The organism is Gemmatimonadota bacterium, assembly GCA_039715185.1.
Taxonomy (GTDB): domain Bacteria; phylum Gemmatimonadota; class Gemmatimonadetes; order Longimicrobiales; family RSA9; genus DATHRK01.
Genome location: JBDLIA010000052.1, coordinates 1 through 22,022, shown reverse-complemented (window position 1 = coordinate 22,022; position 22,022 = coordinate 1). Strand labels below are relative to the sequence as shown.

The window sequence follows — 22,022 nt, the reverse complement described above, 5'->3', positions numbered from 1 at the left end:
GCGCGGGCGCGCTCCACCTGCGCCTCGGCTTGCTGCAGGGCGGCGCGCGCGGCCTGGATCTGCTCGGTTCGGGAGCCCCTGGTGGCCATGCGCGACGCCTCGCGCGCCTGGGCGAGCGCGTCTTCGGCAACCGACGCGGCGGTCTGCGCGGCTTCGAGCTGGCGCAGCGAGATCGCGCCGCCCTCGTGCAGCGACTCGGCGCGGGCGAGCTCGCGCCGCGCGTCGACATCGCGCTGCTCGGCGATGCGCAGCGCGGCGTCGAGTTGGGCGCGCTCCTCGCTGCGCGGGCCGGCCTCGACCTCGCTCAGGCGTGCACGCGCTACTTCGGCCGCGGCGACCGCTGCCTCCAGCGCGGCGGAGGCCTCGTCGCTCTCGAGCGCGGCGATCGTGTCTCCGCGCGCGACCTCGTCCCCTTCGCGCGGGAGCACCGCCTCCAGGCGTCCGCCCACGCGGAAGCCCAGGTCCGCGTCGGTCGCCTCGACGGTGCCGGAGGCGGTGAAGCCGTTCGGCGAGTCGGGGCGGCGGAGCCACCAGATGGCGCCGGCCGCGATCAGCAGGACGACGGCGATCGGGATGATGCGGGCGGGCTTCATGGCGTCCTCTCGAGCGTGCGTGTAACCCAATCGACCGTGAGCAGTCCGGCCGCGCGGGCCATCTCCAGCGCCGCCACGGCCTGCTGCGCTTCTGTGTCGGCCAGCGCCGCGCGCGCCTCGAACAGGTCGGCCTGCGCGTCCAGCAGGTCGCGCTGCGTGCCCACTCCCTCGCGCAGCGCGAGCGCCTCGATGCGCTCCACCTCGACCAGAGCGTCTACGCGCTCGGCCAGCGCCGCGCCGCGTTCGAACGCGGCGTCCAGCGACGCGGTCCAGCGGTCGATGGCGTTGGCGCGCTCCAGGCGCGTGCTCGCGAGGGCGGATCGCGCTGCGCGCGCTTCCGCCGAGGCCCGGTCGATCGCCGCGCCCCGGGCGCCGCCGGTGAAGAGCGGGAAGGTCAGCGCGACGCCGGCCTGCCATTCGCCCTGGAAGTCGCCGTCCGCCGAGCCGAACTCGATCAGCCCGGCGCGCAGGTCGAGCCGCGGGAAGCGCGTAGCCCGCGCCGCGTCGAGCGCGGCGTCCGCGGCGCCCGCGACGTGGCGCGCGCGGTCGATCGCGGCGTTCACGGGCGGGGCGTCTACCGGGACTCCGGTCTCCTGCGGGACGAGCCCCTCCAGGGGGCGCGCGGCCAGCGCGGCCGGGTCCTCGCCCATCCAGCGGGCGAGCTGACGCCGGTGGACGCTCTCCTCTCCGAGCGCTGCGGCGAGGTCCGCCTCCGCGCCCCGCAGCGCGGCGTCGGCGCGAAGTCGCTCGACGTCGGCGGCGGCGCCCTCAGCGGCCATCCGCGCCGCGCGCTCCGCCTCGGCGGTCGCCGCGGACACCCTCGCTTCCGCCGCGGCGCGGCGTGTCTCGGCGGCGCGCGCCCGCGCGAACGCGGACGCGGTGCCGAGGATCACTTCTTCCCGCGCCAGCCGCACGCCGCTTTCGGCCGCGGCGAGAAGGGCGGCCGCCCGGGTCGTCCGGGCGCCCCGCGCGCCGCCGTCGAACAGCGCGTAGCCGGCGTCCAGGCGGCCCTGGAACAGGGTGCGGTCGAACAACGGCGGGTCGGCAGGGTCGAAGCGGTGCAGCGGCGCCACGATCGTTTCTTCTTCGTACCGCGTGGCCGTCCCGCTCAAGGCGAGCGTGGGAAACCAGCCCGCGCGCGCCTCGGCGCGGCCCGCGTCGGCGGCGTCGGCCGATGCCGTCGCGCCGTCCAGGAGTGGGTGCGTGGCGAGCGCCGCTTGCAGCGCCTCCTCGAGCGCAAGTGCCTCCGGCTCCGGCGCCGCGTCGGGGGCCTGCCCGGCGAGCGGGGAGCCACCGGCAGTCAGGAACGCCAGCGACCCGATGACGATCGGCAGCAGGGCCAGCGAGCGGGCGTAGTTCATCATGAAATGCCTCCATCTGCCGACAGCCCCGCGCGGGCGAACTCCGCCGCGTGATCCATCAGCGCCTCCAGGTCCGCCAGCGACGCGTCGCCCGTGACCTTGCCGAGAATGGGACGGACCAGGGACAGGTAGACGGGCTGCGCGACCACGCTGAGCGCCATCCGCACCGGGTGACCCTCGCGGATCTCGCCCGACGCCTGGCCCTCCGCGATCAACCCCGCGAGCGAACGCAGGATTTCTCGCACGATGGACGCGACGGGCGGCGGGGGCGGCTGACCCGCGGCGATCCGCTGGAGCATCAGCCGCGCCATGTCCGGGTTGTCGCGGTGGTGCCCGAAGAAAGCGCGCATCACGCCCTCGACCCGGTCGAGCGGGCTGCCGCCGCCTGCGAGCGCCGCCTGGATCCGCTCCCGCAGCGGCGCCACCACGCTGCGTAGCACCTCCGCGTAGAGCGCGTCCTTGGACCCGAAGTGGTAGGTGACCGCGCCCAGGTTGGCGCCCGCCGAGCCCGTGATCGCCCGGATCGAGGCGCCCTCGAAGCCGCGGTCCGCGAACAGCTCGCGACCGTGCCGCACGAGTGCGTCGCGGGTGGTCGCGCCGAGTTTGTTGTCGTTGTTCATGGACTAATACATACGTTCGTATGAATCATATGTCAACCGTTGTGCGGTTGATGTGTCGGATTGCTCAGCGCTCGAACGTCTCCGGACGCCGAAGCTCCAGGTACGGCCTGCGATCGCGCTCTTCTTCGATCCTTCCCAGGTCCAGCTCCGCGTGGAGGATCTCTTCCGTGTCCCCCGCTACTGCGATCACCTCACCCGCCGGTCCGACCACGATCGAGGCGCCGCAGAAGTCCATCGCGTGCTCCCGACCGGCCCGATTGCACATGCCGATGAAGACGCCGTTCTGGGCGGCCGCCACCCTGAGTTCCCACTCGAACATCTCGAGGTCTTCGTCGCGAGTGTTGACGGTCGGGATCACGATGAGCTCCGCCCCTCGCAGAACGCAGGTCCGCAAGCTCTCCGGGTAGTGCCGATCGAAGCAGACGACCACGCCGATCCGGCCGAAGGGCGTCTCGTAGACGCGGAAGCCCGTGTCGGAAGGCTCGTAGTAGTCCTGCTCGTAGAAGCAGGGTGCCTGCACGACGTGCACCATCTTGGAGATCCCGAGGAGCTCGCCGCTCGTTCCGATCACCAGCGACGCGTCGAAGAACCGGCCGTTCTCCTCCAGGTAGACGTTGGGCATCGCGACGATGCCCAGCTCCCGGGATAGGTCCCTGAAGGCCGTGATGATCGGGTGATCTATGGTGAGCGCGTACCCTGACGCATCCCGCCCCGGGAACTGAGGAAAGAACGGGCTCAGGTGTACCTCGGGAAAAGCTACGATCTCCGCGCCCGCCGACCGGGCCTCCCGCATTCGCGCCAGGGCTTGCTCGGCCGACGCCTCCAGGCTCTCGCCCGGCGCAGTCTGGACGAGCGCGATCCGCGCGACCCGCGGCGCTTCCGCAAGCGGTTCCCTCACGATTCCGCCTCCTCCGCGAACCGCGTCTCTGTGCCCGCCCTCTGGAACACCAGGTTCACGCAGCGGCCCAGAGGGATGGTCCGATGCACCGTGCCCCCCGGCACGAGATAGGTGTCGAGAGGCTGGAGATCCACGCGCTTCCCGTCGGCCAGCTCCAGCCTCAGGATGCCCTCGACCACCAGGAAGAGCTCGTCCGAGTTGGGGTGTTCGTGCCACGGATAGGGCTTCTCGTTCACCGCCAGGATCACGCGGTGGTCGTTGACGTCGGCCAGGGGCACGTGTTCGTGCGCCTCCCGGATCCCGGCTGCGAGCTTGGAAAGGTTCATGCTTCCGCCCCGATGAAGTCGACCAGCACACGATAGTAGGCGTCCGGGTTGGACCACGCCGGGAAGTGGTTGCTGCGGGGCACCGCCGCCACGGGAACGCCCCTCTCCGCCAGGTAGGCCGGGTGCGACAGATGGTCGTTCTCTTCCCCGTGGACGTAAAGCCGAGCGCACGCCAGCCCCACGAACTCGTCCCTGAGCGGCGCGTGATCGGAGTACTCGACGATGGAGCGGCAGTAGTCGAAGAAGGCGTGTGCGTGGACGTTGGCCCTCAGCGTGTCCGCGGCCCGCTCGGTGCCGGCCGCGCCCGACGCCCGGAGCTCCCGCTCGAGATCCTCGAAGAACTCCCGCTCCCAGCCCAGGAAGCGCTGCTGGAAGACCCGGCGGCTGTAGAGGGCGCAGTCCTCCGGGCCCAGGTTGCCCTCCACGCTGGCGAAGCGCGTCACCGCGCGTGCGTTGCGGAGCGAGAAGAGGAGTCCCGCCAATCCTCCCATGCTGTGCCCGATCACCGTGATCCCCTCCAGCCCGAGTCGATCCACCAGGGCCTGGGCGACGCGGACGATGTCGTCCACGCCGAGCAGAACGCCGTTTCTGTAGCCGCGAGTCTCGCCGCAGCCGGGCGCGTCGAAGGCAACGAGCGTGTACTCGCTCCACTCGGGCACGGCCCACGCGCCGCCGAAGTCCTGCTTGGTGGATCCCAGACCGTGGAGGTAGAGCAGGGTCTCCTTCCGGCCGGGCCGGTGCAGGTAGGCGACCGACAGCGATCCTCCCCGAAACGGGACGTCGATCGTCGCGGGTTTGGGGGTCCTGGAGGTGGCCTTGGCCGATTTCACGAGGTGCGCTGAAGGCGGTGGTAGCCGACCGCCCTGCGCGCCTCCCGCAGGGAGCCGCCCGCCTTGATCGCCTCACGAATCCGGTCCTCTGCGTCTGCGATCTCGCGGGCAAGATCGAGTACCGCCTCTTCCTGCGCCCGGGGCACGACCACCACCCCGTCGGCGTCGCCCACGATCAGATCACCCGCGACCACCGATGCGTGCCCCAGCGAGACGAGCTCCCCGATGGTTTCCGCGCGCACGCGGTCCTTTCCGGTGCGCATGTAGGTTCCGCGGCTGAACACAGGATACCACAGATCCCGTATGCGGGCCGAGTCCCGGCAGACCCCGTGGATCACCGTACCGCCCACTCCCCTGCGCTCTGCGGTTTGGGTGAGCAGGTCGCCCCAGACGCTCGCGTCCGCGCGCCCGCCGTTGTCCAGGACGACGACCCCCTCGGGATCGACGTCGTCGATGAAGTCGCCGACGGTGCCGCCCCGGCCGGTGGTCGGGACCAGGCGCACCGTGAACGCCCTCCCCCAGAGTCGGAACCGGGGGTCGAGGGGCCGGATGCCGTGGGCCTGTCCCGCGATCCCCAGGCGGTCCAGCGCGTCGCTGACCGCGGACGTATCGAGACGTCCCGCTCCGTTATTCCTCATCACGTCTCTCTTTCGAGCATCAGCTCGTAGTCCGAGCCCAGGATTTCGGCGCCCTGGCTTCCCGCCCGCAGGGCCTTCGCCATTGTCGACTCGCGCGCCGCGATCTCCTCCGCGACCGGCAGCACGGCGTTCAGGTCTTCCCGGCGTACGAAGACCACGCCACTCCCATCGGCCACCACGAGCGACCCAGGAGCGACCTCGACGCCCTCCACCCGAACGACCGCGTCGGTGGCCACCTCGTGGAAGCGGCCGCGGGCGGTCCTGGGAGTCGCCGCTCGCGCAAAAACAGCCACGTCCAGCGCCTCCACCTCGTCAATGTCGCGCAGGGCGCCGTCGACGATGACCCCCGCCACGCCCAGAAGGTGAGCCCGCAGCGTCAGCAGCCCGCCCCACGCGCCCGCCTCGGTGCGGCCCTGGTTCGCGACCACGATCACGTGATCGGGACCCGCCGCCGCCAGCGCGCCGACGCCCAGGTGAGCGCCAACCTTGGGAGCGGATCCTGCTCGCAGGGCCACGGTCGTCACGCGGCCCGCGACCACGCCGCCGCGGCCCCAGCGCCGAAAGGCCCCCAGGGCGCCCTCCAGCGAGAGCCGGTCGAGCGCGTCGGACACTACGCAGCTGTCGAGTCTCCGCAGCCGCCCGATGGCGTCTCTGGTCACGGCATCGATCACGGAAGAACCAAGTCCAGGAGCCGTTCCCCGTCATGGAGCCTCTGCAGCATGCGTTTCTCTTTCGCCTCCCGGCGCTCCGCTCGCTCCATGACTCCGTCCAGCCCCTCGGCCGGAAGCACGACGACGCCGTCCCGATCTCCGACCACGAGGTCGCCCGAGCGCACCCGAGCCCTCCCGAGGGCCAGTGGCTCCCCGAGGCCTCCTTCGCCGAGCGGAAGCTTTTGCGTGCCCCGCATGCATACGGCGGAGGCGAAGACCGGAAATCCCAGGCGCTCCAGCTCCTCGACGTCTCGGACGCCGCCTTCGATCACGAGCCCGGCCAGACCCCGCTCGAGCGCGGCGGACGCCATCAGCTCGCCCCAGTAGCCGAAGGCCCGATCTCCGGTAACCACCACCAGGACCGCTCCCGTGGGCGCGCCGTAGATCGCCCGGTGGAGCCAGCCGTTGCTCCCGGCCTCCTGCGACACCGTGTAGGCCGGCCCGAAGACTCTTGCCCCCGGCCATACGGGCCGCAGCTCGTAAGGGAGAACCCAACTCCGCCCAGCCGCTTCATGCAGCGTCGCGGCCGAGAATTGAGCCAGGGCGTTGTGGACCTGCGGTGCGGGCTGGACCATCGGATCGCGACGTCCTCGTGAAGATGAGGCATAACTTGACCAGAGTCGGCCGATCAACCAAATAGAAATATCGGGTATGTTCTATTAATTTTGTTGATATGTCGACAATCCATCCCAAGTCTTTGCGCGTCGCGGTCGCGCTGGCCGAGGTCGGCTCGGCCACGGAGGCCGCCCGCCTGCTCCACATTTCCCAACCCGGGGTCAGCTATCACCTGCGTAAGCTCGAGTCCTCGCTCGAAACCACGCTCTTCGAACGGGGCGCGGCGGGCCTCGTCCCGACCGCGGAAGGCGAGGTGCTCGTGGCGGGGGCCCGAGCGGTCCTGTCCGAGCTGGAGCGACTGGCCGATGACGTGCGCGGCGCCGCTTCCGGCCGGGGACAGACCGTACGCCTGAGTAGCTCCTGCTTCACGAACTACCACTGGCTGCCGGACGTGCTGAAGGCGTTCCGGGAAGATTGGGGAGAGGTGCGCGTGGAGCTGGATGTGGATCCGAGCCGGCGCCCGTTCGAAGCCCTCGACCGGGGGGCGTTGGACATCGCGCTGACCACCGTGCCGCCAGGTGGCCCGTCGTTCTCGGTGAAGGCGCTCTTCGACGACGAGATAGTCGCGGTGGTGCACCCCGACCACGCGTTCGCGAGCCGGTCCCATCTGGAACCCGAGGACTTCTCCGACCAGTCGGTCGTCGTCTTCGACCGGAAACGCAGCGACCTGTTCAACCTGGCCCTCGCGCCGGCCGGCGTGCGCCCCAGGGAGGTGACCGACATGCCCGTCACCGACGCGCTCCTGGAACTCGTACGAGCCGGAGTATCCATCAGCGCGATGGCGTCCTGGGTGGCGCGGCCCGACCTGGAGCGCGGCACGTTGAGCGCCGTGAGCATCGGGCGGGAAGGAATCCATCGTACGTGGTGGGCCGTTACCTCCGCCAAGTGCCCGACCTCCAGCACCGTTACCCGGTTCCTGGAGATCCTGCAGGAAAGGTGTCGAGCCCAGATGGCCGATCTCGGCGAGCTTGCGTCGTAAGAGCGCACCTGATGGGGCACCGTGTTGGCCCTGAGTCCCAGCTTCCCTTGTATACAAGTTATTCGTGTACTAGTTTCTTGTGCGACAGCAACCTTCGCCCCGGAGTCTGGTCTCGATGGACCGCATTGAGGACTGCATCAGCTTCCTGGTGGGCAAGACCGCGCAGGTCGTCGCGAGGCGCACCCGGGCGAAGCTCTCCCCCTTTGGAGTGACCCCGACCCAGTACGCGGTGCTGTGGGTGCTGTGGCAACGCGACGGTCAAAGCGCCGCCGAAGTGGGCGCGCGACTCGTGATCGACAGCGCCACGACCACGGGCGTCGTCGACCGACTGGAGGCGGCGGAGCTGCTGGAACGCGGCGTGGACCCCGAGGATCGTCGGATCCACCGCCTCTACCTGACTCCTCGAGGCCGGGCGCTGCGGCAGCCCCTGGAGGCGGCGATGGAGGAGCTCAACGCCGAAGTGGCCCAGGCGCTCGGGGGGGCCGCCCCCTCGCTCTGGAGCTCGTTGCGGCGACTCGGCGAGGTCGCAGACTAGACGGGAATTCGCTGAATGTTCGACACCAAGATCGCCATCGTGCTGCGCGAGGATCTGGCCGGCTGGCAGAAGCTCAACGTGACCGCCTTCTTGACCAGCGGACTCATTGGCTCGAACCCGGGCCTGATAGGTGAGGGCTACGAGGACGCGAATGGCAACGCGTACAACGCCCTCATCGTGCAGCCGGTCATCGTGCTGGCCGCCACGGCGGAACGAATCGCCCGGATCTATCGACGCGCGCTAGAGCGCGGCGTCGGTTTATCGCTGTTCATCGACGACATGTTCACCACACTGCGCGACGCCGACAATCGCGCGGCGGTGAAGAACCATGGGCCCGATTCGATGAGCGTTGCCGGTCTCGCCCTGCGGGCGTCACGGAAGGTCGTCGACAAGGTCACGAAGGGCGCGCGCATGCACCCGTGACCGCGTTCGTTCGTCGCGTCGTCCCGGACCTCGACCGTTTTGATTACGTTTTCGCGCCAAGGTGAGGACGACGAGACAGTGACTTCGAGCGCGGAGGCGGCTGAGTGAGCATGGACGGCAAGGTCGCGCTGATCACGGGCGCGAGCAGCGGGATCGGGCGCGCGACCGCCCTGGAGTTCGCGGCCCGGGGCACCGCCGTGGGCCTGATGGCCCGTCGGGAGGACGAGCTCGTCGCGCTCGCCGCGGAGATCGAGGCGGGGGGCGGGCGAGCGGTCGCCCTGAGAGCGGACGTGTCGGTCGAGAGCGACGTCGAGGGCGCGGTGGCCAGCGTGGTGGAGGCCTTCGGGCGCTTCGACTTCGGCGTCAACAACGCCGGCATCGAGGGCGAGTTCCCGCCCATCACGGAGCTCACCGAGGAGCAGTGGGACAGCGTCCTCGACATCAACCTCAAGGGGACCTTCCTGTGCATCAAGCACGAGGCCCGGGCCATGCTCGAGGCCGGCAGCGGCGGGGCGATCGTCAACGTGGGCTCGGTCAACTCCTTCTTCGGGTTCGCGGGCGGTGGGCCCTACGCTTCGTCCAAGCACGGCCAGGTGGGCCTCACCACCAGCGCCTCCGCCGAGTTGGCGCCGCAGGGCATCCGCGTGAACATCGTCTGCCCGGGCTTCGTCGACACGGCCATGCACCACAGGGTGCGAGACCTTTTCGGCGACGAGCCGATAGACGGGATGATTCAGGCCGGGGTCCACCAGAATCGCGCCGGCCGGGCCGAGGAGATCGCGAAGGCGATAGCCTTCCTGTGCTCGGACGATGCGACCTACATCACCGGCACGACGCTCACGCCCGACGGCGGGCTGACGGGGACGCTCTGACGGAGAGGAAAGACCCAGCGGAATGAACCAACTCACGTCCTGGATCGAGGCCAACCCCGTGGTCGGGCCGGTCGTCGCCGTGATCGCCCTGTTACTGGTGGCGTACCTGGCGGGCGTGGTGGTCAGGCGCCTGGTGCTGCGGTCCATCGGCCGGCTCGTGACCCGGACCCGGGCGGCCTGGGACGACGTCCTGGTCGAGCGCAAGGTGTTCTCGCGCTTCGCCCAGATCGTGCCTGCGGCCGTGATCTACTACGGCCTGCCGCTGATCCCGGGGCTGCCGGACACCGTGGTGCTGGTCGCGCAGCGGGTGGCGGCCGCCTCGGTCATCCTGTTCGTCGCGGCGGGCATCAGCGCCGCCTTGACCGCGGCCAACGAGATCTACAACCGCCGCCCCGACGCCCAGGACAGGCCCATCAAGGGCTACCTGCAGGTCATCAACATCCTCGTCTCGGTGGTCGCCTTCGTGCTCATCGTCGCGCGCGTCATCGACCGCTCGCCGGTGGTCTTCCTGAGCGGCCTCGGCGCCCTCACCGCGGTCGCGCTGCTGGTCTTCAAGGACACCATCCTGTCGCTGGTGGCCAGCCTGCAGATCGCCGCCAACGACATGGTGCGGATCGGCGACTGGATCGAGGTGCCGCAGTTCGGCGCGGACGGAGACGTGGTGGACCTGGCCCTGCACACGGTCAAGGTGCAGAACTGGGACAAGACCATCACCACCATCCCCACGCACCGGCTCATCACCGACTCGTTCAAGAACTGGCGCGGGATGTCGGAGGCCGGCGGACGCCGCATCAAGCGCGCGATCAACATCGACATGAGCTCCGTGGGCTTCCTGAGCGAGGAGGAAATCGACCGGCTGGGGTCCTGGGAGCTGCTCTTCGACTACGTGGCCGACAAGCGCGCGGCCACCCAGGCGTTCAACGTGGCGCGCGAGGTTCCCGAGGGCGTGACGCCGCACAGCCGCCGGCTGACCAACCTGGGGACGTTTCGCGCGTACGCGCTCGCCTACCTGCGCGCCCACTCGGACACGCACAAGGACATGACCACGATGGTGCGGCAACTGGCACCCACGGCCTCGGGCCTGCCCATGGAGATCTACGTCTTCTCGAAGGACACCGATTGGCACGTATACGAATCGGTTCAGTCCGACATCATGGATCACCTCGTGTCGGTGCTGCCCGCGTTCGGGCTGCGCGTATTCCAGGACCCCTCGGGCTCCGACGTGCGGGCGCTGACGGAGGGCCGGTCGTGAGGGGGCGGTGAAGGCGGACACGACGCTGGGATTGGCGGCCCTCGCGGCGTTCTTGCTGGCGGCGTGCGCCGGAGGGGGCCCGGAGGACGCCGGGGTGGATGCCGCGGTGAGCGCCTTCGACGATGTGGCGCGCGCGCGCGTGGAGGCCGCGGTCGATTCGGCCACTCGAGCCTTCGAGGCCGCCGAGCGCGCCCGGGACGCGGAAGCGGTCGTCGGGCACTTCGCGCCCGACTTTTCGATTTTCAACGACGGGGCCCGGGTCGACTACCAAGAGGCTGCGGCGGGCGCGCGCGACTGGTTCCCGACGCTGCGCCACTTCGAGCCGGGCTGGGCGGACCTGCGGGTGCGCGCGCTGTCGCCCACGCTGGCGATCTCGTCGTTCAGCTTCAACGACTCCATCGTCGACGCCGACGGCAACATCACGAAGGCGACCGGCCCCACGTCGCTGGTTTGGGAGCTGAGGGGCGAGGAGTGGCTGATCATCTACGCCGACGCCGACCACTACACGGTGCCGTGAGCCTGAGGATTCCGACCGATTTCGATCACGAGCTCGCCGCTCGACGGGTGCGCGAGGGATTTCACGGACAGGCTTTCATGGGTTTCATCGGCGCGATACTCGAGCACGTCGGCCCCGGCGAATGCGTCATCTCGGTGCCGTTCGCGGACGGGCTCACGCAGCAGCACGGCCTCTTCCACGGCGGCGTGACCGCCACGCTGGCGGACAACGCGGCGGGCTTCGCGTCCTTCTCGCTCATGAGCCCAGACGAGCAGCCGCTCAGCGTGGAGTTCAAGATCAACCTGCTGGACAAGGCGCTGGGCGAGCGGCTCATCGCGCGCGGGCGCGTCATCCGCAACGGCCGCCGCCTGAAGCACGCGGCCGCCGACGTGTTCGCGGTCACCAACGGCACCGAGCGCCTGGTGGCGTCCGCGCTGGCCACTATCTCCTCGACCAGGTCCGTGCCGGAGCCGTCGCTCGGCGACGAGGAGTAGGCAGCGGAATGGGCAAGCGCATCCGCATCACCCACGTGCCCACGGGCGAGGTGATCGCCGAGGGTCCAACCGGGTGGGGCATCACGCCCTTCGAAGGCAACTACTACATCGGCAAGGAACACCTGCGCACCGGCGGTTTCCGTTCCACCCGGATTCCCGGGCTCTGCTTCTATAAGTTGCTGTACGTGTGGCTCGACTTCGAAGCCCCCGACGGGACCAGGACGCCGCGTCTGGGTTGGCGGTACGTGGCCCCGAACCCGCTCTTCCCCTTCATATGGTTCCGGGTGGCCGTGCCTGGCTCGCACCCCGCGCTCCGTGTCGAGCGACTGGACGAAGGCTGAACGGAGACCCGGCCGGAACCTGGGTGGGGACTTTACCCACAACCGCGTTTTCACTACCGTGGTCGTCTCGCGGCGACGCTGCCGCGCTCGAAGATTCCCCCGCCAGGATCTTTTTGAAGTCTATGTTCGGTACCGGAGCCGCGGTTTCCCGGCTCTCGATAATCGATATTTCCTCAGGAGGATGAACCGATGACCGACTCTCGTGGAGCGCTTGGCGTTCTATCAATCGTTGCGCTGGCCGGCGCCATCGCGTGCGCCCCGGCTGATGACGCAGCGGTGGCCGCGGCCGAGCCCGCGGCGGAGACCGCCTCGGCTCCGATCGCGTTGGCCTTCATGACGCACCTGGACGCCAACATGCCGGAGCAGGACGTCTTCATAGAGCGCGAGGCCGGATCCGGCGAGGTCTGGCGCGTCACGGCCGGCGACAACGACATGAGCGCGCCGGTGTACCGCACCGCGGAGTACGTACCGCACGACCCGTTCAACGACGCGGCCGTGGGACCCTATGCCATGGGAGAGCCGCTCGGCTTCACCGTGGGCGACTGGCTCGCCCACTCGGGCTCGGGCACCTACGAGTGCGTGGGCGGTGTCGGCCACGTGGACATGAGCTTCACGGGGCTCGTGCCCAACGGCGTGTACACCATCTGGCACGCGTTCATGGCCAGCCCGCCGACCGATCCGTTCGTGCAGCCGCTCGAGCTGCCGCTCGGCGCGCGCGACGGCTCGGAGAGCGTGTTCACCGCGGACGAGGACGGCACCGCCACGGTGGTGCGCGACGTGGAGCCGTGCCTGGAGATGTCCGACCTGCACACGGCCGCGGTGCTGGCGATCAACTACCACAGCGACGGGCTGACGTACGGTCCCATGCCGGGCGAGTTCGGCAACAGGGCGCACATTCCTCTGTTCCTGATGCTGCCGTCCCGCGAGGGGATCGAGTAACGCAGTTTCCACGCGGGATGCTCCCCCGCGGCCAGGCGTCGCGGGGGAGCATCCCAATTGCAATAGGTGCATGCTCATGAATCGCCTGCCATACGTGGCGGCGGCGTGCATCATCGTCGCCGCAGGCTGTGATCGGCGCGAGCCGATCGACCCACCCGACGGACTCCCGCTGGCCGTCGTCGACGCTGACTTCTACGAGGACGGGGCGCCCTCCGAGGCGAAGGTCGAGCTGGGCCGGCTGCTCTTCTTCGACAAGATCCTGGGCGGAAACAAGAACATCGCGTGCTCGACCTGCCATCACCCCAGCCTCGCCACCTCCGACGGCCTGCCGCTCGGCTTCGGCGAGGGCCCGCAGGGCCTGGGGGAAGCCCGGCGACCCGGGGCGGACGACCCCGCCACGGCGGTGCACGAGCGCATCCCGCGCAACTCGCCGGCGCTCTTCAACCTGGGCGCGCGCGAGTTCTCGGTTCTCTTCCACGACGGCCGCGTCGAGGCCGACCCGGAGGGCTTCTACGAGGGCGGTTTCATCACGCCCGCGAAGTGGAAGCTGCCCACCGGTCTGGAGACCGTGCTCGCGGCGCAGGCCATGTTCCCGGTGGGGTCCCCCACCGAGATGGCCGGCCAGAAGGGCGAGAACCCGATCGCCGAGGCCAAGTCGCTGAACAACATGTCCGGCAGCGGTGGCGTTTGGGAGCGTCTGGCCGGGCGGCTCGCCGAGATCCCCGAGTACGTGGAGCGCTTCGGCGCCGCGTTCCCTGAGCAGATAGGCGGCGCCGAGGACATCCGCTACACGCACGCGGCCAACGCCATCGCCGCCTTCGAGGCGGTCGCTTTCCGCTCCGACGACAGCCCGTTCGACCGGTACGTGCGCGGAGACCGCACGGCGCTGTCGGCGGCCGAAGGTCGCGGGATGCATCTGTTCTACGGGCGCGCGGGGTGCGCCGAGTGCCACTCCGGCAAGTTCCAGACGGATCACGAGTTCCACGCCATCGCCATGCCGCAGATCGGGCCGGGCAAGTCCGACGGCACGGACGCGGACTTCTGGCGCAAGACCGGCGAGCGCGCGTTCGTCGAGGACTTCGGCCGCGGCCGAGTGACCGTCCGGCCCGAGGATGGCTTCAAATTCCGCACGCCGTCGCTGCGGAACGTCGAGCTCACGGGGCCGTGGGGCCACGCGGGCACCTACGTTTCCCTGGAGGCCGTCGTGCGCCACCACCTGGACCCGATCGCGTCGCTCGATGCCTACGCGCTCGAGGAGGGTCTCCTGCCGGAGATCCCGGCGGCGCTGGAGTTGACGATGGAGGGCTCCAACCTGCGCCAGGACTTCCTCAGCGAACGCCGGCTCGGGCGCTTCCTGGAGAAGGACATGTGGATCGCCAGCAACGAACCGCTGCGCGCCCGGATCGCGGCGGCGAACGAGTTGGAGCCCATGCAGCTCACCGACGATGAGGTGGAGGACCTGCTGGCGTTCCTGAGAGCGCTGACGGACCCCTCGGCCCGGCAGATAACCGATGAGGTGCCCGAGACGGTGCCCAGCCGGCTGCGGGTGGACTGACCTGGTGAGAGGGCCTCGCCGGCCTTGCTTCGGCTAGCCGGCGGGGTCCATCGCCAGACGCGACCGCGCATCGGCCACGGTTTCGGGCAGGCCGTCCGCCAGTGACCGCGGACGGTAGCCCAGGTCGCGTTCCGAGCGCTGGTAGGTGTGCAGCCAACGCAGCTTGCCCGTAGTGGTGGCTGCGTTTTCTTCGTTGATGGGGAAGCGGATCCCCGTGAGCCGCGAGAGCGGATCCAGCAGCGCCCCGGTCAGCCTCACCATGAACGGCGGAAACCTCAGGAACGGCAGGCGGACGCCTCCCCTTTCCGCCGCCAGCCGCGCGACTTCCCCCAGCGACGCGAACTCGCCGCCCAGCACGTAGGTGCCGTGCGGCACTCCGTGCTCGGACATGGCGAACAGGCCGTCGGCCACGTCGTCCACGTGCACGAACGAGAAGTGCGCGAACCGCGTCGGCAGCCCCGGCAGCCTGCGCTTCAGGATGTCGTCGATGAACACCCCGCCCGGGCCCCGGTCACCGGGACCGTACACGAAAGCCGGCGCCGCGATCAGCAGCGGCAGCCCGTCCGCCTGTGCCGCAAGCGCCATGGCGTGGGCTTCCACCTTGGTGCGCTCGTAGTCCGAGCGGAACGGGCCGTCGTTGCGCGTCTCCTCGCTGCCGTGGCCCTCGCGCACGGGTCCGAGCGCCGCGGTGGTCGACACGTAGACGGCGCGCGGCGTACCGGCGGCCCGGAGCGCGTCCAGCACGTTGCGCGTGCCCTGGACGTTGACGCGGCGCAGCGTGTCCGCGTGTGCGGACGGGCCGAACTGGTAAATGGCGGCGAGGTGGTAGGCGAGCGAGGCGCCGTCCAGGCCGCGGGCGAGAGCCTCGCCGTCGTCCAGATCGCCGGCGATGAGCTCCGCGCCCAGGCTGCGCAGGTGCGCGGTGTCCGAATCGGGGCGGGCCAGGCAGCGCAGTCGCCACCCGGCGGCCGCGAGTCGCTCCGCCAGGTGCGACCCGATGAAGCCGGTCGCGCCCGTGAGGAAAGCGGTCCGTCCGGTGGCTTCGGCGGCGGCCTCGGTGGCTTCGGCGACGGCCTCGGTCGCTGCGCGCGCCTCGCTCAGGCCCCGCCCCCACCCGCGGCCGCGCTCCAGCCGATCTCCACCGGCGGGTCCGCGAGCCCGTCCTCGCGGCTGACCAGCACGTCCAGCTCGCCGGTGCGGTCCAGTCGCGCCTGCTTGGCGCGGCCGGAGATGAGGCCAATGTCCTTGACGCGCACGGTGCGGCTCTCGCCATCCGGCGAGCTGACCGTGAGCGCGGCGCCGGGCTTGAAAGCCTTCATGGACGGCCGCCCGTCGCTCACCTTGAGGCGCAGCATGACGCCGCGCAGGGGCACCTCGTATACGTCCGAAACGCGGAAATTCGCTTGGATCGACATGGCCGAAACGGTAGCCGGGCGCCCCCCGGCGGTCAATCGGAGGCGCGGCCATGTTGCCGCCCGACTGCCGATGCGGCGCGGCTCCGAAAGGCGCCCCGTCTTGCACCGCCTCCCCCTCCGGGCGATGGTGGCGCGATGGACAACCCCCTGGAGCTGGACCTCGAGGTCATGCGCGCCATGGGCTACCGGGTAATCGACCGACTTGTGGAGCGACTCGCCCGGGTCGACGGCGACCGCGCCTGGAACGGCGCCGCTCCGGGCGAGCTCGCGCCGCGACTCATGGAGCCGGCGCCCGAGCGGCCCTCCCTGGCCGAGCCCTCCGACGCTTTCTCGGCGGCGACCGATCGGCTGACCCGGGACGTGCTGGAATACCGCGTGCGCGTGGACCACCCCCGCTTCTTCGCGTTCGTCCCCGGCTGCCCCACCTGGCCGGGCATCCTGGGCGACGCCATCACGGCAGCCCACAACGTCTTCGCGGGCACCTGGCTGGGCTCGTCGGGGTCCGCGCAGCTCGAGCTGGTGGTGCTGGAATGGTTTCGCCGCTGGCTGGGCATGCCCGACGGCGCCAGCGGCCTCCTCACGAGCGGCGGCTCGGCGGCGAACCTCGCCGCCATGGTGGCGGCGCGCGAAGACCGCCTGGGGCCCGACTGGCGAGACGGGGTCGCCTACCTCACCGCGGAGGCGCACTCGTCCGTGCACCGCGCCGCGCGCATCCTGGGCTTCGCCGCTGACCGCGTCCGCGCGGTGCCCATGGACGCGGAGCTGCGCATGGACGCCGCCGCGCTGCGCGAGGCCATCGCGGCCGACCGCGCCGCTGGGCTGCGCCCCTTCTTCGTGGTGGGCAGCGCGGGCGCCACCGGCACCGGCGCGGTGGACCCGCTCGCCGACATCGCCCGTATCGCCCTAGAACACGAATTGTGGTTCCATATCGACGGAGCGTACGGCGGGTTTGCTGTGCTGACGGAGCGCGGCCGGGAAGCGCTGGCGGGTATCGAGCGCGCGGATTCTGTCACGCTGGACCCGCACAAGTGGCTCTTCCAGCCGTTCGAGGTGGGCTGCCTGATGGTGCGCGACCCCGAGACGCTGCGGCGCGCCTTCCACGTGAGCCCGGACTACCTGGAGGACGCCGCCGCGCGCGGCGGCGCTGTCAACTTCGGCGACCGCGGCCTGCAACTCACGCGCAGCGCTCGCTCGATCAAGATCTGGCTCACGCTGCAGACCTTCGGCGTGGCGGCCATCCGGGACGCCATCGACCGCGCGCTAGACCAGACGCTGGCCGCGGAGCGAATGATCCGGGGCTCGCAGCGTCTCGAGCTGATCACCCCCGCGTCGCTGGGGATTGTCGTCTTCCGACGCGTGCCCGGCGCCGGCGAAGACGCCGACACCGTGAACCAGCGCGCTATCGAAGCGCTTCGTGTGGACGGGGAGGGCATGGTGTCCTCCACGAGGGTGAACGGCCGCTACGTGATCCGCCTGTGCATCCTCAACCACCGCACCGGGGAGGACGACGTGCGCCGCGTCGTGGAGTGGCTGGACGACTGGCAGGAGTGAGAGCCCAATGACCGGCGAGCCTTGCAGCACCACACGACCGATTTCTTCCGGGAGATTCTGTCAGACCGCCCCGCCGATTCGCCGGAGGAAGCCAGTGGCGGAACCGAATACGAAACCGACTGACACGAGCGGCCGGGAGGGTGACTGGCCGTTGACGGGCTTTTCGCCCCGCAAACATCAGTTTACGCTTTATGTCATGGCCGGCTTTGAGCGCTACGCGGATCTCATGAGCGCGGACAACGGAGGGGACACATGGACTGGGACGGAATCGGCACCCTTGCGATGTTTCTCAGCACCGGCGCGGTGGGACTGGCCGTAGTGATCTACAAGGCCTACCGCGAGAGGCTCCGTACGACGCTGGAGAAGGAAAGGCTGAAGTCTCGTCTCGGTCTGGACGACGAGCTCCTGGAAGAAATGCGCGCGCTGAAGGAGCAGGTGAAACGGCTGGAGGATCGCGCCGACTTCACTGATCGTCTCCTGAAGGCCACGGCCCCGGTCCGGGAGGTGTCGACGGCGCCAGAGGACGCCCCCTGGCCCATCTCGCCTTCGCAGGGGTGAGCCCCGAGGGGCTAGGCAGCCTCGGATGACACGTGGCACCGATTGCGCCCGGTCCGCTTGGCCGCGTACAACGCCTCATCCGCCGCCATGACCAGCTCCAGCCGGGTTGTCATCTGCTCGGTCAGGGCCGCCAGCCCCATGCTTATCGTCAACTCGCCGTTGGGTAGCGCGTGCTCGCCGTGGAAGGGATGGGCCTGCACGAGTTGCCGGACCCGTTCGGCGATCCGGAGCGCCTCCTGCAGGGGGGTGTCGATCATGACGACGGCGAATTCCTCGCCCCCGTACCGCGCCAGCACGTCCCGCACCCGCAGGTGGCGCCGCATTACCGCCCCCAACTCCTGAAGCACGATGTCGCCGGCCACGTGGCCGAGCGTGTCGTTCAGAGACTTGAAGTGGTCGACGTCGATCATCACCAGGGTGCAGGACCGCCCCAGGCGCCGCGCACGTCCGACCGAGTGGTCCAGGATCTCCTCGAAGCGGCGCCGATTGGGCAGCTCGGTGAGCGGATCGGTCGAGGCGAGCCGGGCCAGGGTGCGGCGTAGCTGCTGGCGCTCGACGCGCTCGCGCTTCATGCGGTCCAACACCACGACGCCGACGAGCGCGGACACGACGAACAGCGCCAACGCCGCCACCGTTTCCAGAGCCATGTTCAGGCCGGCACCGCGGGCGTTCGCTCCGCTGGCCGCCAACAGGTAGCCGAACGCCGTCAATGCGCCGGTCGCCGCGGCGCTCCGGGCGCCCATCAACCCCGCGCCGTAGATGAGCATGGCGGGCCACAGGATCAGCGGCACGAACCGCAGCTCCGGCGCCAGGACGACCAGGCCCTGGGCGGCGAGGCCGTAGACCGCTATCGGCGCGACGATGAAGTGCGGGTCCCACGGATTGCGCCGGCCCCAGCCACGGCCGCCGGCCAGCCAGAGCACCGCCGCGGCCAGTATCGTGACGCCGACCGCCACCCCCCACGCCGCCAGCGCGATGTCGATGACGCCCAGAATGTCCAGCGCCAGGTAAGCGAACAGGACCGCGAAGAGGGCGATCGCGCCCTCGATGACGCCCAGCCTGCGGCGCCGCACCCTGGGGGCCTCTCGACGCCCGCTCACGATCGGGCCGCCGGGGCCTTGGTGCGAGCCGCAGACTCTTCTAGGTTCCCCGCGGACGGGTGCGGCTCGCGCGCCTTGCCCTTACCCACATCGTCACGAGTGCAATGACCTGCGTCCGCTGCGGCGAGAACGAGGCCGGCCTGGAGCGCGCCCCTCTGCGCAACGAGTTGGGCGAGCGCGCGCAGCGCGAGATCTGCCCGGACTGTTGGGGGCAGTGGCTGCAGTACCAGACCGCGCTCATAAACCACTACGGCCTGGACCCGCGCGAAAAGAAGAACCGCGACTTCCTTCAGTCGAACATGGAAGCGTTCCTGTTCCACGGCGGGGAAGACGCGGAGGAGATCGACGCCTCCAAGCAGGGTTCGATCGAGTGGTGAGGAGTGCGAAAAGGGCACAAGTCGAACTGGCGCCCGGCGACCATTGGTCGCGCCGAGCACCGGTTCAGCCGATCCGTCGTCGGATCGACGCACGCCTACCTGGCGGGTGTCCACGTGCGCATTCCCAGTATGTGGCGGTCCAGTCGTTGGCTACAGTGCGTTGCCAGGGCGCCCGGAGCAAGCGATGAAGATCCGTCTGGCGCTGCTGGCCGATTACGCCAACGTCACCACCGACGGCAAGCTGAACATTCTGGGTATCTTCGACCGCATCCACGTGGTGCGACTGCCGGCAGTGCACCCTCAGATGCAGTTCGTGACGCGGATCGAGGCGCACCCGGCGGAGGTGAACCGCAAGCACGTAATCGAGATCAAGCTCCACGATCCAGACGGACGGACCGTTTTCGAGATCAAGGGCGACGTGATGGTGCACGCGCGCGGTCCCGGAGAGACCGTGTACGCCAACCAGATCGTGACCATCAACAATCTCCAGCTTCCCAAGACCGGCGGCTACACGTTCGTCGTGTTCGTGGACAACGATCTGAAGACCGAGGTCCCGCTCGCGGTGGAGCTGGCGCCCGCGGGGCGCGCGGAGGCTGCTGGTGGACGAGAACCACTCCACTGACCTGGGCTTCCTGGCGTCCGTGCGCCGGGACTACGTGCGCGGGGAGCTGCGCGAGGAGGATCTGGGCCCGGATCCGTTGCCCGAGCTCGATCGCTGGGTAGCTCGCGCGGTCGAGCTGTTCGGCCTCGAGGGCAACTCCATGGTGCTGGCCACGGCGCGGGCGGACGGAACGCCGTCCGCGCGTGTCGTGCTGCTGAAAGGCCGCGACGAGCGCGGCCTCCACTTCTTCACCGACAAGAGCAGCCGCAAGGGGTCCGACCTGGCCGCGAACCCCCGCGCGGCCGTGGTCTTCTACTGGGCCGCGATCGACCGCCAGCTCAGCGTCCGGGGCACGGTGACGCCGCTCCCCGCCGCTGAGGCCGCGGCGTACTTCGCCACGCGCCCGCCCGGCAGCCAGGTCGCGGCTACGTCATCGCACCAGAGCGCGGTGCTGGCAGACCGGGGAGAGCTGGAGCGGCGCGTGGAGGAGGTTCGGGCCGCCGCGGGCGAGGGGCCTCTGGCGATGCCGGAGCGCTGGGGCGGATACGTGCTCTTCCCGGAAGAGGTGGAGTTCTGGCAGGGTCGCGAGAACCGGTTGCACGACCGGATCCTCTTTACCCGCCACGGGGACGCCTGGCGCAAGGAACGCCTCTCGCCATGAGCGCGGTCCCCCACGTCGTCATCGTGGGTGGCGGCTTCGGGGGTCTCGCCGCCGCGCGCGCGCTGCGCCGGGCGCCGGTCCGGGTCACGCTGATCGACCGCCGCAACTTCCACCTGTTTCAGCCGCTGCTATACCAGGTCGCCACCGGCGGCCTGTCGCCCGCCAACATCGCCTCTCCGCTGCGCCGGGTGGTGGGGAGGCAGAAGAACTGCCGCGTGCTGCTGGCCGAAGTCACGGACATAGACGCGGCGGCGCGCACCGTGCACCTGGACGGCGCCACGCTGGGCTACGACTCGCTCGTCCTGGCCACCGGCGCCAGCCACAACTACTTCGGCCACCCCGAATGGGAGCGGGTCGCGCCAGGGCTCAAGACGGTGGAGGACGCGACCGACATCCGCGGCCGCATCCTGCACGCGTTCGAGGCGGCCGAGAGGGAAGCGCTGCGCCAGGAGTCGGACGCCGAGCGCCTGCGCGAGTGGCTGACCTTCGTGGTCGTCGGTGGCGGCCCCACGGGGGTGGAGATGGCGGGCGCGCTGGCCGAGATCTCGCGCCACACGCTGCGGCGGGACTTCCGCGCCATCGACCCCGCGGCCGCGACCATCCTGCTGGTGGAGGGCGGCGACCGGGTCCTGCCCAGCTTCGATGAGCGCCTTTCCGGGCGCGCCCGCGCGGCGCTCGAGAGCCTGGGCGTCACGGTCCGCTCCGGCGCGTTCGTCACGGACATCCGCGCCGGTTCGGTCACGCTGAAGGTCGGAGAGGGTCAGGAGACCCTCGGCGCCCGGACGGTGATATGGGCCGCTGGGATCGCGGCATCGCCGCTGGGAGGGGCGCTGGCGCGGGCGGGCGCCGAGCTGGACCGAACGGGCCGCGTGATCGTGGCGCCGGACATGTCAGTACCGGGCCACCCCGACGTATTCGTGCTGGGCGATCTGGCGCTGCACGACCACGGCGGCAAGGGCCCGCTGCCGGGGATCGCGCCGGTGGCGCTGCAGCAGGGCGCCTACGTGGCCAAGCTGCTGGCTGCGCGCGCGCGGGGCCGCTCCTTCGACAAACCGTTTTCGTACTGGGACCGCGGCATCATGGCCACCATCGGCCGCTCGCGCGCGGTGGCGGACTCGTTCGGCGTGAAGTTCTGGGGGCTGCCGGCGTGGCTCGCGTGGCTGTTCGTCCACCTCTTCTTCCTGATCGAGTACGAGAATCGGGCGCTGGTGATGCTCCAGTGGGCGTGGAACTACGTGACCTTCGGTCGCAGCGCGCGGCTCATCACGGGAGAGGCCGGCAA

The 22,022-nt window shown here is 70.0% G+C and carries 28 protein-coding genes; 16 read left to right on the top strand and 12 right to left on the bottom strand.

Features of this window, described 5'->3' with window-relative positions; translation table 11 throughout:
* From ABFS34_10665 to ABFS34_10625, 9 genes are all read right to left on the bottom strand, one after another.
* The coding region (locus ABFS34_10665) for a biotin/lipoyl-binding protein (GenBank protein MEN8375899.1) at positions 1-593 on the bottom strand (593 nt) is incomplete at its 3' end.
* Positions 590-1,957 (bottom strand): TolC family protein, encoded by a 1,368-nt coding sequence (locus ABFS34_10660; GenBank protein ID MEN8375898.1) that lies wholly within the window; start codon positions 1,955-1,957, stop codon positions 590-592. The genes ABFS34_10665 and ABFS34_10660, both read right to left, overlap by 4 nt.
* Complete coding sequence (locus ABFS34_10655; GenBank protein ID MEN8375897.1) at positions 1,954-2,574, bottom strand: TetR/AcrR family transcriptional regulator; 621 nt, start codon at positions 2,572-2,574, stop codon at positions 1,954-1,956. The genes ABFS34_10660 and ABFS34_10655 overlap by 4 nt, the downstream gene beginning before the upstream one ends.
* 64 nt (positions 2,575-2,638) lie before the next feature.
* Positions 2,639-3,472 (bottom strand): carbon-nitrogen hydrolase family protein, encoded by an 834-nt coding sequence (locus ABFS34_10650; protein ID MEN8375896.1) that lies wholly within the window; start codon positions 3,470-3,472, stop codon positions 2,639-2,641.
* A complete protein-coding gene (locus ABFS34_10645; GenBank protein ID MEN8375895.1) occupies positions 3,469-3,798 on the bottom strand; it encodes a cupin domain-containing protein in 330 nt (109 codons plus the stop codon). The genes ABFS34_10650 and ABFS34_10645 overlap by 4 nt, the downstream gene beginning before the upstream one ends.
* Positions 3,795-4,628 (bottom strand): alpha/beta hydrolase, encoded by an 834-nt coding sequence (locus ABFS34_10640; protein ID MEN8375894.1) that lies wholly within the window; start codon positions 4,626-4,628, stop codon positions 3,795-3,797. The genes ABFS34_10645 and ABFS34_10640 overlap by 4 nt, the downstream gene beginning before the upstream one ends.
* Positions 4,625-5,266: an RraA family protein gene (locus tag ABFS34_10635; protein MEN8375893.1), complete on the bottom strand. Its 642-nt coding sequence runs from the start codon at positions 5,264-5,266 to the stop codon at positions 4,625-4,627. The genes ABFS34_10640 and ABFS34_10635 overlap by 4 nt, the downstream gene beginning before the upstream one ends.
* Positions 5,266-5,925, bottom strand: coding sequence for an RraA family protein (locus ABFS34_10630; protein MEN8375892.1), 660 nt, complete (start codon positions 5,923-5,925; stop codon positions 5,266-5,268). The genes ABFS34_10635 and ABFS34_10630 overlap by 1 nt, the downstream gene beginning before the upstream one ends.
* 8 nt (positions 5,926-5,933) lie before the next feature.
* Positions 5,934-6,551 carry an RraA family protein gene (locus ABFS34_10625; GenBank protein ID MEN8375891.1) on the bottom strand — a complete coding sequence of 206 codons (618 nt, stop codon included), beginning with the start codon at positions 6,549-6,551 and terminating at the stop codon, positions 5,934-5,936.
* Positions 6,552-6,649: 98 nt separating this feature from the next.
* Here ABFS34_10625 and ABFS34_10620 point away from each other — a divergent pair, with 98 nt between their 5' ends.
* From ABFS34_10620 to ABFS34_10575, 10 genes are all read left to right on the top strand, one after another.
* Complete coding sequence (locus ABFS34_10620) at positions 6,650-7,570, top strand: LysR family transcriptional regulator (protein ID MEN8375890.1); 921 nt, start codon at positions 6,650-6,652, stop codon at positions 7,568-7,570.
* A gap of 115 nt (positions 7,571-7,685) precedes the next feature.
* Complete coding sequence (locus tag ABFS34_10615) at positions 7,686-8,105, top strand: MarR family transcriptional regulator (protein MEN8375889.1); 420 nt, start codon at positions 7,686-7,688, stop codon at positions 8,103-8,105.
* A gap of 15 nt (positions 8,106-8,120) precedes the next feature.
* Positions 8,121-8,528, top strand: coding sequence for a DUF2000 family protein (locus tag ABFS34_10610; GenBank protein MEN8375888.1), 408 nt, complete (start codon positions 8,121-8,123; stop codon positions 8,526-8,528).
* A gap of 110 nt (positions 8,529-8,638) precedes the next feature.
* Positions 8,639-9,400 (top strand): SDR family NAD(P)-dependent oxidoreductase, encoded by a 762-nt coding sequence (locus ABFS34_10605; protein ID MEN8375887.1) that lies wholly within the window; start codon positions 8,639-8,641, stop codon positions 9,398-9,400.
* Between the two features lie 22 nt (positions 9,401-9,422).
* Positions 9,423-10,652: a mechanosensitive ion channel domain-containing protein gene (locus ABFS34_10600; protein ID MEN8375886.1), complete on the top strand. Its 1,230-nt coding sequence runs from the start codon at positions 9,423-9,425 to the stop codon at positions 10,650-10,652.
* A 7-nt stretch (positions 10,653-10,659) separates the two neighbouring features.
* Positions 10,660-11,169, top strand: a complete 510-nt coding sequence (locus ABFS34_10595; GenBank protein ID MEN8375885.1) for a DUF4440 domain-containing protein — start codon at positions 10,660-10,662, stop codon at positions 11,167-11,169.
* Positions 11,166-11,642, top strand: coding sequence for a PaaI family thioesterase (locus ABFS34_10590; GenBank protein MEN8375884.1), 477 nt, complete (start codon positions 11,166-11,168; stop codon positions 11,640-11,642). The genes ABFS34_10595 and ABFS34_10590 overlap by 4 nt, the downstream gene beginning before the upstream one ends.
* Before the next feature lie 8 nt (positions 11,643-11,650).
* On the top strand, positions 11,651-11,983 hold the full coding sequence (locus tag ABFS34_10585; protein MEN8375883.1) for a hypothetical protein: 333 nt from the start codon (positions 11,651-11,653) through the stop codon (positions 11,981-11,983).
* Positions 11,984-12,172: 189 nt separating this feature from the next.
* The gene (locus tag ABFS34_10580) at positions 12,173-12,922 is read left to right on the top strand and encodes a hypothetical protein (protein MEN8375882.1); all 750 of its coding nucleotides are present in this window, start codon (positions 12,173-12,175) and stop codon (positions 12,920-12,922) included.
* Between the two features lie 76 nt (positions 12,923-12,998).
* Complete coding sequence (locus ABFS34_10575; protein ID MEN8375881.1) at positions 12,999-14,477, top strand: cytochrome c peroxidase; 1,479 nt, start codon at positions 12,999-13,001, stop codon at positions 14,475-14,477.
* A gap of 33 nt (positions 14,478-14,510) precedes the next feature.
* On the opposite strand, the gene ABFS34_10570 is transcribed toward ABFS34_10575, so the two are convergent.
* Together ABFS34_10570 and ABFS34_10565 are read right to left on the bottom strand one after the other, a co-directional pair.
* Entirely contained in the window at positions 14,511-15,578 is a 1,068-nt protein-coding gene (locus ABFS34_10570; protein ID MEN8375880.1) for an NAD-dependent epimerase/dehydratase family protein, read from the bottom strand.
* Positions 15,575-15,892 (bottom strand): hypothetical protein, encoded by a 318-nt coding sequence (locus tag ABFS34_10565; GenBank protein ID MEN8375879.1) that lies wholly within the window; start codon positions 15,890-15,892, stop codon positions 15,575-15,577. The genes ABFS34_10570 and ABFS34_10565 overlap by 4 nt, the downstream gene beginning before the upstream one ends.
* 135 nt (positions 15,893-16,027) lie before the next feature.
* On the opposite strand from ABFS34_10565, the gene ABFS34_10560 reads away from it, so the two are divergent.
* Both ABFS34_10560 and ABFS34_10555 read left to right on the top strand, forming a co-directional pair.
* A complete protein-coding gene (locus ABFS34_10560) occupies positions 16,028-17,443 on the top strand; it encodes an aminotransferase class V-fold PLP-dependent enzyme (protein ID MEN8375878.1) in 1,416 nt (471 codons plus the stop codon).
* A gap of 252 nt (positions 17,444-17,695) precedes the next feature.
* The gene (locus ABFS34_10555; GenBank protein MEN8375877.1) at positions 17,696-18,001 is read left to right on the top strand and encodes a hypothetical protein; all 306 of its coding nucleotides are present in this window, start codon (positions 17,696-17,698) and stop codon (positions 17,999-18,001) included.
* 11 nt (positions 18,002-18,012) lie between these two features.
* Here the strand turns inward: ABFS34_10555 and ABFS34_10550 are convergent, their stop codons facing one another.
* Positions 18,013-19,101, bottom strand: coding sequence for a GGDEF domain-containing protein (locus ABFS34_10550; GenBank protein MEN8375876.1), 1,089 nt, complete (start codon positions 19,099-19,101; stop codon positions 18,013-18,015).
* A gap of 104 nt (positions 19,102-19,205) precedes the next feature.
* Here ABFS34_10550 and ABFS34_10545 point away from each other — a divergent pair, with 104 nt between their 5' ends.
* The 4 genes from ABFS34_10545 to ABFS34_10530 all read left to right on the top strand — a co-directional run.
* A complete protein-coding gene (locus tag ABFS34_10545; GenBank protein MEN8375875.1) occupies positions 19,206-19,478 on the top strand; it encodes an oxidative damage protection protein in 273 nt (90 codons plus the stop codon).
* 184 nt (positions 19,479-19,662) lie between these two features.
* Positions 19,663-20,100 (top strand): hypothetical protein, encoded by a 438-nt coding sequence (locus ABFS34_10540; GenBank protein MEN8375874.1) that lies wholly within the window; start codon positions 19,663-19,665, stop codon positions 20,098-20,100.
* The gene (pdxH, locus tag ABFS34_10535) at positions 20,078-20,740 is read left to right on the top strand and encodes a pyridoxamine 5'-phosphate oxidase (protein MEN8375873.1); all 663 of its coding nucleotides are present in this window, start codon (positions 20,078-20,080) and stop codon (positions 20,738-20,740) included. The genes ABFS34_10540 and pdxH overlap by 23 nt, the downstream gene beginning before the upstream one ends.
* Positions 20,737-22,022: NAD(P)/FAD-dependent oxidoreductase (locus tag ABFS34_10530; protein MEN8375872.1), on the top strand; the 1,286-nt coding region annotated here is incomplete at its 3' end. The genes pdxH and ABFS34_10530, both read left to right, overlap by 4 nt.